General features: G+C 62.6%; 9 protein-coding genes. 1 reads left to right on the top strand and 8 read right to left on the bottom strand.

What is annotated here, in order from left to right; genetic code table 11:
- Positions 1–12: 12 nt before the first annotated feature.
- Positions 13–744: a hypothetical protein gene (locus A462_RS24945; RefSeq protein WP_008432586.1), complete on the bottom strand. Its 732-nt coding sequence runs from the start codon at positions 742–744 to the stop codon at positions 13–15.
- Positions 745–1,079: 335 nt separating this feature from the next.
- Here A462_RS24945 and A462_RS24950 point away from each other — a divergent pair, with 335 nt between their 5' ends.
- Positions 1,080–1,826 carry a BPL-N domain-containing protein gene (locus A462_RS24950; RefSeq protein ID WP_008432585.1) on the top strand — a complete coding sequence of 249 codons (747 nt, stop codon included), beginning with the start codon at positions 1,080–1,082 and terminating at the stop codon, positions 1,824–1,826.
- 68 nt (positions 1,827–1,894) lie between these two features.
- Here A462_RS24950 and A462_RS33125 read toward each other — a convergent pair whose 3' ends face one another.
- The 7 genes from A462_RS33125 to lexA form a co-directional block, all read right to left on the bottom strand.
- Positions 1,895–2,158 (bottom strand): hypothetical protein, encoded by a 264-nt coding sequence (locus A462_RS33125; RefSeq protein ID WP_083853185.1) that lies wholly within the window; start codon positions 2,156–2,158, stop codon positions 1,895–1,897.
- A gap of 236 nt (positions 2,159–2,394) precedes the next feature.
- Positions 2,395–4,923, bottom strand: coding sequence for an excinuclease ABC subunit UvrA (uvrA, locus tag A462_RS24955; protein WP_008432583.1), 2,529 nt, complete (start codon positions 4,921–4,923; stop codon positions 2,395–2,397).
- A gap of 165 nt (positions 4,924–5,088) precedes the next feature.
- Complete coding sequence (locus A462_RS24960) at positions 5,089–6,798, bottom strand: ATP-binding protein (RefSeq protein ID WP_032899010.1); 1,710 nt, start codon at positions 6,796–6,798, stop codon at positions 5,089–5,091.
- A gap of 113 nt (positions 6,799–6,911) precedes the next feature.
- Positions 6,912–10,001, bottom strand: a complete 3,090-nt coding sequence (locus A462_RS24965; RefSeq protein WP_202948674.1) for an error-prone DNA polymerase — start codon at positions 9,999–10,001, stop codon at positions 6,912–6,914.
- Complete coding sequence (locus A462_RS24970) at positions 9,977–11,392, bottom strand: Y-family DNA polymerase (protein WP_008432578.1); 1,416 nt, start codon at positions 11,390–11,392, stop codon at positions 9,977–9,979. The genes A462_RS24965 and A462_RS24970 overlap by 25 nt, the downstream gene beginning before the upstream one ends.
- A gap of 7 nt (positions 11,393–11,399) precedes the next feature.
- Positions 11,400–12,011 (bottom strand): translesion DNA synthesis-associated protein ImuA, encoded by a 612-nt coding sequence (gene imuA, locus A462_RS24975; RefSeq protein WP_008432576.1) that lies wholly within the window; start codon positions 12,009–12,011, stop codon positions 11,400–11,402.
- Entirely contained in the window at positions 12,011–12,628 is a 618-nt protein-coding gene (gene lexA, locus A462_RS24980) for a transcriptional repressor LexA (RefSeq protein WP_003210482.1), read from the bottom strand. The genes imuA and lexA overlap by 1 nt, the downstream gene beginning before the upstream one ends.
- Positions 12,629–12,682: the final 54 nt, after the last annotated feature.

The raw sequence follows: 12,682 nt of genomic DNA, 5'->3' as shown, positions 1-12,682 counted from the left end.
TCGTCGATACAACTACCACCGCCTCCACCACGCTTTCTGAGCAACCACCTCAGGCTTCAGCGAGGCGATCTTAGAGCCTGCAATCTTTACCGGTGCGACGTCCAGACCATCGAAGCTACCTAGACCCAGAGGGGGGCTTTCTGCTTGTAGAAAGCGAGTGGTTTCTGCTGAAGCCACCGCATGCAGTAACGATGAGGGCGTTATATTCCGACTCAAGACGTGAATGCCGTTCTCTGGGTCATGCAGACCACTTGCGTCGGTGCCTTCAACCCCATCTATCAGAAGCGGCTGGATCATGACCGTGCCAAGCTTGTAGGTGATATCCAGATCACCGCAAACGCAACGCAGTCTTTGCAGTTCACCATTCGACGATACACACACAAAATCCAGCCCGTCGTCATCCGTGCAAAAGCTGCAAACGTGTAATTGAAGGCTTTTACTCAGCGCTAAATTCACATTCAGGAAAGCTCTCTTGAAGTAGTCGGCTAGCTGAGCATCCTTAAGCACTTTGTATATCCGCGATAGCGCTGCCAATTCTTGAGGGAGCTCAAGCGGTACATCCTTGATGGGTGGCATAGACGTAAAGGGCCATTTCCGTTCTTCGCCAGCCTTGAACGTGTCTAAGTAGAACGACGTGGCGTTTTCATCCTGGTGCAATGACCAACCAATGCTCACCGGCAACGTAGAAAGTGGTTCTAACTCCGGCTTCACATTCATCGCGTGAGCAACGACAAGGTACCCCATTGTTTAGATCCTTCAGGTACAGGGCTGAATCGCTCCAAGCATAGTCGATACTTGAGTGTGTGCTATTGGCCGATAGCATTCGCGCATGGCCGAGAGCTGACTCAAAGGGCCTGAAAAATTCCGGGGATTGAAAATGGAAGAAACGCTCTCTTCGATATTTATGCGCACTAAAGGAAAACCCATAAATTTCAATGGGAAAACCGTCGTTGCGATCATAAATCTCGATTTTTTCTAGCCGTTTTACAAATGTTAACTCCTTCAAGTGGCTATTGGCTTTAGGCTTCGAATCACAAAGTCCGATCGGACCCAATCAGCTCTAAGACGACTCTACAACCATGAATCTGCACGCCATCGCCGCGACGCTTTTTGCGTTTTTCACACTGCTTCCTTCCTCAGTGCACGCCGCGACCCCCATCGCCCATGTCGCTATCTACCGAGGCCCGGCGGGCTGCGAGGGATGTTCAGAGAATGTCAAAACAGCCCTGCTGCGCGTCCGCCCGAATGCGCAGATTGACTTTGTAGGTGCCGATGAATCGATCGACATCACGCCGCAAAGCCTCGCTCGTTATGACCTCTACGTTCAACCTGGTGGCGGTCAGGACATCCCTGCGGCGCTTGATAGTTTGGGGGATGCGCGGGTGCAGGCCATTCGTGACTTTGTCGCCCAGGGTGGGCGCTACCTGGGGCTGTGCATGGGCGCTTATCTGGCCGATGACAGCAATTTTGGCCTGATACCCTACGACCTTGATTCAGAGGCGGGCAGGCCTGGGTTTGAGGTCGCGGGCATTGCGGACGCGGCGGTGCAGGTTGTGTGGGATGGGAAAGCCGATAGCGTCTTTTATCAGGATGGGCCTTACTTCCCCAAGCCTGACGCGACCTCGCCTTCTTCAACCATTGCGACCTACCGGAATGGTGATGTGGCGGCAGCGCGTTACACCTATGAAAACGGGGTAGTGGTGCTGAGCGGCCCGCACCCAGAGGCGGATCGGGAGTGGTTCGAGAAGGTGAATATTCCCTTGAGCAAGATGCCGCAGGGTGAGCTTTTTGGGGCGTTGGTACGCAGCATTGAGGGGCGCAGGTAGGGGGCGATGATGACTTCCGGATTTCAGCTGGATGCTCCAGCCAACTGAAAAAGTCATATGGCCGCCAGCTATTTACCCAGGTTTTGATTCATCAAATTGTCCAGTACGGGAAATTTGGTGGCCGCCTGCCATTCGCGTAAATGCTTGCAGCCTTCATCATTGAGCTCGGCAAGGTTGCTGCGAGCGTCGCATATCGTGAACCACTTCTGCCGGAGAGATGGATACTTTACAAACTCTTCCCGGGTTGGGGGTTGGTTAGTGGACAAACGCAGAACTGACAGCACTAAAAGTGCAGACACTCCGATACCGATAGAGCCGTTTTTATAATTCATATCAACTTCCGCAAATGAGAAACCTAACCCCACAGCAGAACTAATGACCGCTGTTAATTGCTTGGGGCGTTGGTCGACTATAAGAAGAGAAATGGATCGATAAAAGATCCATTTTCGACGTATCTCATAGGGCCATTTATTCACAAGATGGGGAAATCAGAAAAAATCGGGGCAGTCTACCGAACGCTCGGGCAATCACGAAGCTGCCGGCGAACCTGGCGCACGTCGAGCAAAACTCAGCCCAACTCCCGCCCCAAAAACGGCGCAGTCCGGCTCCCCTTACTCTTCGCCACCTTCTGCGGCGTCCCACTCACCACCACCTTCCCTCCTCTATCCCCGGCACCCGGCCCGATATCAATCACCCAATCACTCTGGGCCACCACGCGCATTTCATGCTCCACCACAATCACCGTGTGCCCCGCCTCCACCAGATGATTCAACTGGCTCAACAACCGATCCACATCCCGCGGATGCAGCCCGGTCGTCGGTTCATCCAGCACATACAACGTCGCGCCCCGGGCATTGCGTTGCAGCTCGGTCGCCAGCTTGATCCGCTGCGCTTCCCCGCCCGACAGCTCCGTGGCTGGCTGGCCAAGGCGCAAATAACCCAAGCCAATATCCCGCAGCACTTGCAGCGAGCGCAGCACACCCGGCTCTTCGGCAAATACCTCTACCGCCTGTTCAACCGTCAGCCCCAGCACCTGGGCGACGGTCAGCCCTTCCCACTTGATCGCTAACGTTTCCGGGTTGTACCGCGCCCCGTGGCACGTCGGGCATGGCGCATACACGCTGGGCATGAACAGCAATTCAACGCTGACAAAACCCTCGCCTTCGCAGTTCGGGCAGCGGCCTTTGGCGACGTTGAAAGAAAATTGCCCGGCGTCGAAATGGCGCTTTTTCGCCGCGGGTGTGGCGGCGAACAGTTTGCGTACGTTGTCGAACAGGCCGGTGTAGGTCGCGAGGTTGGAGCGCGGTGTGCGGCCAATGGGTTTCTGGTCCACCTGGACCAGGCGGCGGATGTGTTCCAGGCCGCCACTGATGCGGCCGCCGCTGGTTTGCGGGGCGTCGTCTTCGAGGCTGGGTTCGTCTTCGGTTTCCATCACGCGGCCCAGGCCTGCGCCTACCAGTTCCAACAGCGCCTGGCTGACGAGGCTGGATTTGCCCGAGCCGGAAATGCCGGTGACGGCGGTGAAGCAGCCCAGGGGAAAGTCCACGCTGAGGTCGTTGAGGTTGTTGCGCGTGACGCCTTCCAGGCTCAGCCAGCCGGTGGGTTGGCGCGGTGGTTGGCTGACCGGGCGTTTTTCGGCGAACAGGTATTCGCGGGTTTGCGAGGCTTCGACCTGCGCGAGGCCGGCGGGTGGGCCGCTGTACAGGACTTGGCCGCCGTGTTCACCGGCAGCCGGGCCGACGTCGATCAGCCAGTCGGCGCGGCGCATGGTTTCCAGGTCGTGTTCCACCACGAACAGTGAGTTGCCGGCGGCCTTCAGGCGGTCGAGGGCGGCGAACAGGGCTTCGCCGTCAGCGGGATGCAGGCCGGCGGAAGGTTCGTCGAGCACGTAGATCACGCCGAACAGTTGCGAGCCCAGTTGGGTGGCCAGGCGCAGGCGTTGCAGTTCGCCGGAGGACAGGGTCGGTGTGCTGCGCTCAAGGGCCAGGTAGCCCAGGCCGAGGTCGGTCAGGGTGCTGACGCGTTCGAGCAGGTCCTGGGCGATGCGTTGGGCGGCCAGGCGTTTTTCCACGGAGAGCTTTTTATCGCCCTGCCCTTCAGCCACCGGGCGCAGCAGTTCGGCGAGTTGCAGCAGGGACATTTGCGACAGTTCGCCAATGTCCACGCCGGCAAACTTCACCGACAGCGCGGCCTTGTTCAGGCGTTTGCCTTCACACAGCGGGCACGGGCTGCCTTGCATGAACTGCGACACGCGCTTTTTCATCAGGGCGCTTTGGGAGTGGGTGAAGGTGTGCAGGATGTAGCGGCGGGCGCCGGTGAAGGTGCCCTGGTAGCTGGGCTCGAGTTTGCGTTTGAGGGCGTCGCGGGTCTGGGCCGGTGTGAAGCCGGCGTACACCGGTACGGTGGGGGTTTCTTCGGTGAAGAGGATCCAGTCGCGCTGTTTTTTCGGCAGGTCGCGCCACGGGATGTCGACGTCGTAGCCCAGGGTGACGAGGATGTCGCGCTGGTTCTGGCCTTGCCATGCCAACGGCCAGGACGCCACGGCGCGTTGGCGGATGGTGAGGGAAGGATCGGGCACCATCAGGGCCTCGGTCACTTCGTACACGCGGCCCAGGCCGTGGCATTGCGGGCAGGCGCCCTGGGGCAGGTTGGGGGAAAAGTCTTCGGCGTACAGCATCGGTTGCCCCGCCGGGTAACTGCCGGCGCGGGAGTAGAGCATGCGGATCAGGCTGGACAAGGTGGTGACGCTGCCCACTGATGAACGTGTGCTGGGTGTACCGCGCTGTTGTTGCAGGGCCACGGCGGGCGGCAGGCCTTCGATGGCGTCGACGTCCGGTACGCCGACCTGGTCGATCAGGCGGCGGGCGTAGGGCGCCACGGATTCGAAGTAGCGGCGCTGGGCTTCGGCGTAGACGGTGGAGAATGCCAGCGAGGACTTGCCGGAGCCTGACACGCCGGTGAACACCACCAGGGCGTCGCGGGGGATGTCCACGTCGACGTTGCGCAGGTTGTGTTCCCGTGCACCCCGCACCCGCACGAAGCCAGGGCGTTGGGAGGTGAGTGAGGTGTCTGGTGGCAGGTTGCGCTGGGAAGTCATGGGTAACCTTATCGGTGTGTTCAAGGCAGTGAAGATCAACTGTGGGAGCCGGGCTTGCCCACGATGACGGTGTGCCAGTTACCAGATGGGGTGCCTGACACTCCGCCATCGCGGGCAAGCCCGGCCCCCACAGTGGTTTGGTGTTGCTGGCTGGATCTTCATTCGTCACATCATTCGGGAGGTCAGTACCGAGCGCACCCGTTGCGCCAAGTCATCCGGGCCATAGGGTTTGCTCAGCAGGTGAATGTCGTTGCCCAGCAGGTGGTTGCTGGAAAGAATGTCGCGGGTATGCCCGGAGGTAAACAGCACCGCTATCGCCGGCACTTGGCTGCGCGCCCACTCGGCCAGGTCGGTGCTTTTGACCCGGCCCGGCATCACCACGTCGGTGAAGATCAGGTCCGGTTGCAGGCCGGCCTGGAGCATCAGCATGGCCCGGTCGCCGTCTTCGGCGGTGAGCACGGTGTAGCCGGATTGTTCGAGCAATTCCACCGCGGCCGCGCGTACGCCTTCGTTGTCCTCAACCACCAGGATCGTCTCATGGCCGCCGGTGGGTTGTGTGAGCTCGACGGGCGCATCGTGGTTTTCCGGCTCTCCCAGGTTGCGCGGGAAATACATCTGCACCACGGTACCGCTGCCCTCCACGCTCTCGACCTCAACATGCCCGCCACTTTGGCGCACGAACCCAAACACCATGCTCAGGCCCAGGCCGGTACCGTGGCCATTCGGCTTGGTGGTGAAAAACGGTTCGAAGGCCCGTGCCAGGATCGTTGGTGACATGCCGGCGCCGCTGTCGGCGACGGCCAGGCGCACGTATTCACCGGGGTTGATGCTTTTACCGGCGCAATCCGGAGGGTTGAGGATGATGTTTTCGCCGGTGATCCGAATCACCCCCTCGCCTTTCATGGCATCCCGGGCATTGATCGCCAGGTTGAGCAGCGCGTTTTCCAGTTGGTTGCGGTCGACGTTAATGCACCACGGATCCTGGGGCAGCTGCACATCAATGTGGATGGTTTCTCCCAGCGCCCGCTGCAGCAACTCGCCCAGGCCTTCATAGATGCGCAGCGGGTTGTACACCGCCGGTGACAATGGCTGGCGACGGGCGAAGGCCAGCAGTTGCGAGGTCAGTTTGGCCCCACGTTCCACTGCCGCGATGGCGGCGCTGACCCGGCGCTGCACCTGGGGGTTGTCCGGTTCATGCCGGGCCAGCAGGTGCAGGTTGCCGGAGACCACTTGCAGCAGGTTATTGAAGTCGTGGGCCACGCCGCCGGTCAGGCCGCCAATGGCTTCCAGCTTCTGTGATTGGCGCAACTGTTCCTCGGCGGCGGAACGGGCTTGCACCTCCGCGGCCACGCGCTGCTCCAGGTTGTGGGTGAGTTCCTGGCGCAGGCGCTCGGAGATCATATGTTCGGTGGTCTCCACTACAATCGCCAGGACCCCGGCCGGTCGTTGGTCGTCACCGGCCACGGGGCTGTAATACAGGTCCATCCAGACTTCTTCCGGGCGGCCGTCGCGCAACAGTTCCAGGGGCAGGTTGCGGTAGGACAAGGTGCCGCCAGCCAGGCAGGTGTCGACCACATTGCGGTTGAAGTCGGCGACTTCCGGCCAGCCCAGTTCCACCGGCGCACCCAGCAGATAAGGGTGGCGACCGCCGGCAAATACCGAATAGCTGTCGTTGTAGATCATGTAACCGGCGTGCCCCCACAGCATCACCATGGGCATGGGCGATGCCAGCATCATCTGCACCGCGCTGGTCAGGCTGGAGGGCCAGGCATTCATCGGGCCGAGGTCGGTGGTGGACCAATCGAAAGCACGAATCCTCTGGGCCATTTCCCCAGCCCAACCCTCACAGCCGTGGGTATTGGATAAAAACTGCATCGGTCGGCTCTGCAAAAGATAAAAGGTGGGCGGCAATGAAAACTTTGAGCCCGGCAGTGGCGGTTGGTTTCATCGCATATTGCTTATGCCGGCAGGAAGGAGCAAGGGCCGGCTCAGCGAAAGTCCCGGCTGCGCACACTGATGCCCGACAGCAACGGGGTCAGGTCGGTCAAGCGCCCGGCGATCAGGTGCCGAACCTCGCCCACCGCCTCCCAGCGGCCATCCACCTTGAGCAACCGCGAGCCCACCAGCGCCTGGCGTTGGCGCTCGGCCAAATCGCGCCAGACCACCACATTGATATTGCCGAACTCATCTTCCAGTGTGACGAAGGTAACGCCGCTGGCCGTGCCAGGGCGTTGTCGACCGGTGACCAGGCCGGCGACGCTGACGTTGCGGCCATGCTCAACCTGCAGCAATTCCCTGGAACTGCGGCAACGCCGCGCGCGCAGTTCATCGCGCAACAGCGCCAACGGGTGTGGGCCCAGGGTGGTGCCGACGCTGGCGTAGTCGGCATACAAATCTTCGCCGACTGTCGGTTGCGGCAGCTCCACCACCGCCTCTTCCGGGCTGGCGATACCGGCAAACAGGCCCTGTTGTTTCTGCACCCCGGCCACCTCCCAACGCGCCCGGTGCCGATGCCCGGCCAGGCCGCGCAAGGCACCGGCATCCGCCAGCAGTTCCTGGGCGCGAGTGTCCAATTGGGCACGCTCGCCCAAGTCGGCAATATCAAAAAACGCCCGGGCCTGGCGCGCCGTTTCAATACGCCGGCCGTCCTCTTCGCGAAACCCGGAGATCATGCGCAAGCCCATGCGAATCGCCGGTTGCTGGCCTTCGATCGGCTCAAGGCTGCAATCCCAGTCACTGGCCTGCACATCCACCGGGCGGATCTGCAAATGATGGCGACGGGCGTCCTGCAGGATCTGGTCGGGGCTGTAGAAACCCATGGGCCAGCTGTTGATCAGGGCGCAGGCGAACGCTGCCGGTTCATGGCATTTGAGCCAGCAACTGGCATAGGTCAGCAAGGCGAAACTGGCGGCGTGGGACTCGGGAAAACCGTAGCTGCCAAAACCCTTGATCTGCTCGAAGATCTGCGCGGCGAAGGCTTCGCTGTAGCCGTTTTTCAGCATGCCGGTGCGCAGGCGTTGCTGATGGGGTTCGAGGCCGCCATGGCGTTTCCAGGCGGCCATGGAACGGCGCAGTTGGTCGGCTTCGCCGGGTGTGTAATCGGCGGCGACCATGGCGATCTGCATGACCTGTTCCTGGAACAGCGGGATGCCCAGGGTTCGCTCCAGTACGGACTTGAGTTCCGGCGATGGGTAGGTGGTTTCTTCCTCCTTGTTCCGCCGCCGCAGGTACGGATGCACCATGCCACCCTGGATGGGCCCCGGCCGCACGATGGCGACCTCAATGACCAGGTCGTAGAATTTTTCCGGTCGCAGGCGGGGCAGCATCGACATCTGCGCCCGCGACTCAATCTGGAACACGCCGATAGTGTCGGCCTTGCTGATCATCGCGTAGGTTGCCGCATCTTCCTTGGGCACCGAAGCCAGGCTCAGGTCCCGGTTGCGATGGCGGCGCAGCAGGTCGAAGCAGCGGCGAATCGCACTGAGCATGCCCAGCGCGAGGATGTCCACCTTGAGCAGGCCCACGGCGTCGAGGTCGTCCTTGTCCCACTGGATGATGGTGCGCTCGGCCATGGCCGCATTTTCCACCGGCACCAGGGTGTCCAGCGGGTGTTCGGAAATCACGAAGCCGCCGGGGTGCTGGGACAGGTGCCGGGGGAAGCCGATCAGTTGCTGAGTGAGTGTGAGCACCCGGCGCAGCACCGGGCTGTCGGGGTCGAAACCGCCTTCGCGCAAGCGTTCCAGGGGCGGTGCTTCGTCGCTCCAGCGCCCACAACAGTCGGCCAGGGCGTTGACCTGATCCGGCGGCAACCCGAGGGCCTTGGCCACGTCGCGCACCGCGCCGGCGCCGTGGTAGCTGCTGACCACCGCCGTCAACGCGGCGCGGGTACGACCGTAGCGCTGGAAGACGTATTGCAGCACTTCTTCGCGGCGTTCGTGCTCGAAGTCCACGTCGATGTCCGGCGGCTCGTTGCGTTCGCGGGACAGGAAGCGCTCGAACAACATGCTCGTCAGGCTCGGGTCGATCTCGGTGATGCCCAGTGCAAAACACACCGCCGAGTTGGCCGCCGAGCCACGGCCCTGGCACAGGATCGAACGGCTGCGGGCGAAGCGCACAATGTCGTGTACGGTGAGGAAGTAGCTTTCGTAGCCGAGGTCGCTGATCAGTTCCAGTTCGTTATTGATCTGCTGGAGGGTCTTGGCGTCGACCCCTTTCGGCCAACGCTGGGTGATGCCTTGCTCGGTCAAGGTGCGTAACCAGGATTTTGCATCCTGGCCTTCAGGTACCAACTCCCTGGGGTATTGATAGCGCAATTGGCCGAGGTCAAAGGTGCAACGCCGGGCAATGTTCAGGGACTCTTCCAGCAAGTGCGCCGGGTACAGCGCGGCCAATGCATCGAGGCTGCGCAAGTGCCGTTCACCATTGGGATGCAGGCGCGCGCCGGCTTCGGCCACCGGGACGTGGTGACGGATTGCGGTCATGGTGTCTTGCAACGCACGGCGACCGCGCACATGCATATGCACATCGCCGCAGGCCACCGCCGGCAGGTGCAGGCTGGCGGCCAGGTTCAGGCGTTGCTCAAGGTGACGGGCATCGTTCTGGCCGCAATGCAGTTCCACCGCCAGCCACAGGCGATCGGTGAAGGTGCTGCGCAGCCATTGGATATGGGCCTGGGTATCGGTGTCTTCGACCATCCATAACGCGAGCAAGCCGTGTACCGCGGTGAAGTCTTCCTGCAGCAACCGGTAGTGACCTTTTTCCGCACGGCGACGGGCGATGGTGATCAGCCGGCACAGGTGTTGATAGCCTTCCAGGTTCTCCACCAGCAGCACCAGCTTGGGGCCGTTTTCCAGGCGCATCTCGCTGCCGATAATCAGCGGCAACCCGACTTCCTTGGCTGCCTGCCAGGCACGGACGATGCCCGACAAGGTGCATTCATCGGTGATCGCCAGGGCTTCGTAGCCCTGCTGCCTGGCCCGTTCAAACAGCTCGCGGGCACTGGAGGCGCCCCGCTGGAAACTGAAGTTGGACAGGCAGTGCAGCTCCGCGTACTTCATGCAAACCAGCCTTGCAGCCACAGCGTGCCGCTTTCGCCCACGGTGCGGTAAGCCCAGCCCTGCTGGCCGGCGCGGGTGCGCACCAGGTAGTAATCGCGGCGCACATCGGCACCATCCCACCAGCCGGACTCGATGCGTTCCGGGCCCATCAGGATGTGTAGACCTTGCTCGGCCAGAGGCGTCGGTTCATGCAGCAACCAGCCCGGGCGCTGCACGTTATTTGAGGGGGTACACGGGCGAGTGTCGGCACCGGCTTGCCAGGCGCATTCGGGGCGGTGGTCGGCGTGAAACCGCAGGCCTTGCACCGCTTCATCCCCCAGCCGCGCCCGCAGGCGTTCGCGCAGTTGTTCCCACGGCAGGGTTTGTTGCGGGCGCTCGTCGAACAGGTCCTGGCGCTGGGGCACAAACACCGGCAGGTCCTCGGCCACCAGGCGAAAGCCGCGCACCGGCGAGGTGACTTGCACTTGCTCCAGGCGGCCACGGGCCAGTTCGAACAGCATCGCCGCGTCACGCTCGGCGCTGAGCAGTCCGACCTTGATCACGCTGTCGGGCTCGGCCGCGTGTTCCAGGTGCAGGTCAAAGCGCTGCACGCCACTGTCGCGGCCACACAGGAACGCCGACAGATCGCCAGTCAAACGGCGCAAGGGAAACAGCAAGGCCTGGTGGGACAACACATCAAAATTCAGCTCGATGCGCACATCAAACCGGTCCGGCGGCTGGTAGAACGCCAGCGCCAGGGGCCGTTGGCCGCACAGTGCATCAAGGTGCTTGAGCAGCGCAGCATCGAAGCGCCGGGCCAGGGTATGCCGAGGCAACGCCTGCACCTGGGCCAGGGTGCGCAAGCCCATGCGCGACAATGCGCTGGCAGCTTGCGGGTCGAGGCCGGCGCGGTCGATGGGGATCGGTGCCAGGGCGTGTTGCAGGTATTGCTCATCGGCCACGGCCAGGCCGTCGTAGACATTCGCCAATATCCGCGCCGCCGCCGGGTTCGGCGCGGCGACGATGCGATGACGAAACCCCAGTTCGGTCAGCTCCTTGCGCAAGCGTGCTTCGAGCAACGGCCAGGGCCCGAACAGGCCCAGGCTCGACTCGATCTCGAACAGCAACGCCCGTGGGTAGAACACGCTGACCTGGGAGCTGAAACGGTAGGCCCAGGCGGCGAGAAACTGCTGCCAGTATTCGATCTGCGCCGGGTCGTATTCGGCGCAGGCAAAAGCCTTGGTCAAGGCATGGGCCGCCGTCAGCGACTGGCCGGGGCGCAGGCCGAGTTTGCGCGCGGCGTCATTGACGGTTTGCAGCACCCGCCGCTGCGGCGTGCCGGCCAGCAGGGCCAACGGCTGGTCCGGTTCGGGGCGCGAACGCAGCACCCCGTCCAGCGCCAATTGCGGGAACACAATACACACCCAGCGCATGCCAACCTCAGTGCCCAAGCGCAATGGGCGCGGGATGGGCCAGGCCGCCCCGGCACTTGAGCACCCGCACTTGCGCAGGGCTCGCCTCAACCGCCAGGCGCAACGCGGCCGGTGACGGGTTGATGGCCTCGTTCAAGGAGCGCCAGGCAAAGGCCAGGGTCTGGCCGGTTTCCGCCGCCACCTGCAAGCGGCGCAAGGCGCGGTCATCGGCCTTGCGCGGCCAGCACAGCACCGCGCCACAGCTGCCGGAACGCAGGCATTGCTCCACTGCCCACAAGGCATCGCGTTCATCGGCCTGGATCACTGACAGCTGGCGCACATCCACCCCGGCGTTTTGCCAGGCGTGGGGGTACGGCGTGTAGGGCGGCGCCACCAGCACGATGCGCTCACCGGCCGCCGCCAACCGTGCCAGGGTCGGCCACACCAGCTGCAACTCGCCCACGCCCTCCTTCGCCATCAGGATTTCGCTCAACGCCGCTTCCGGCCAGCCACCGCTGGGCAGCACCGCATCCAGGGCCGCAAGCCCGGTGGGATGGACGCTGGCCGGCGGCGCGGCGGGCCGGCCTTTCCAGACCCGGCCGCCATTGAACAGCGAGTCCAGTGCAACGACGGCGCCCATCAGCCTTGCCTCACCAGGCCGCAGAACACCCCTTCGATGGCCAGGTCCTGATCGGGCCGCACCACGATGGGTTGATAGGCGGGGTTGCGCGGCAGCAGGCGCACGCGCTCGCCCACGTGTTCGAAACGTTTGATGGTGACTTCACCGTCCAGGCGTGCCACCACGATCTGCCCGTTCAAGGCCTCGGCACTGCGGCGTACGCCTACCAGGTCGCCATCGAGGATGCCATCTTCGATCATCGAATCGCCCTGCACCCGCAGCAGGTAATCCGGGGTTTTCGCGAACATGCCCGGGTCGAGCAATAGACGGTTGTGCACTTCGGCATCGGCGCCAATGGGCAAACCGGCGGCCACCCGGCCGAGCACCGGAATATCCAACAGCTCCGGCCGCGCCGGTTGATTGAGCAGGCGGATGCCGCGCGCCTGGTTGGGGTTGACCTCGATAAAGCCGCCCTCGGTCAGCGCCAGCACATGCTTGCGCGCCACGCTGCGGGAGGCAAAGCCGAACGCCTCGGCGATCTCGGCGAGGCTGGGGGACTGGCCTTGCTGCGCGATACGGTCGCGGATAAAGGTCAGGATGGCGGTACGGCGGGGCGTTAGATTCTTCATGGAGTACATTTGTACTCCTGTGGGAATTTTCTGGCAATATCCGTCAGTCGCTTCCCTGGCAAC

Origin of the sequence: Pseudomonas sp. Ag1 (assembly GCF_000278565.1) — a bacterium.
Classification (GTDB): Bacteria; Pseudomonadota; Gammaproteobacteria; order Pseudomonadales; family Pseudomonadaceae; genus Aquipseudomonas.
This window is presented reverse-complemented; position numbering and strand designations above follow the sequence as displayed.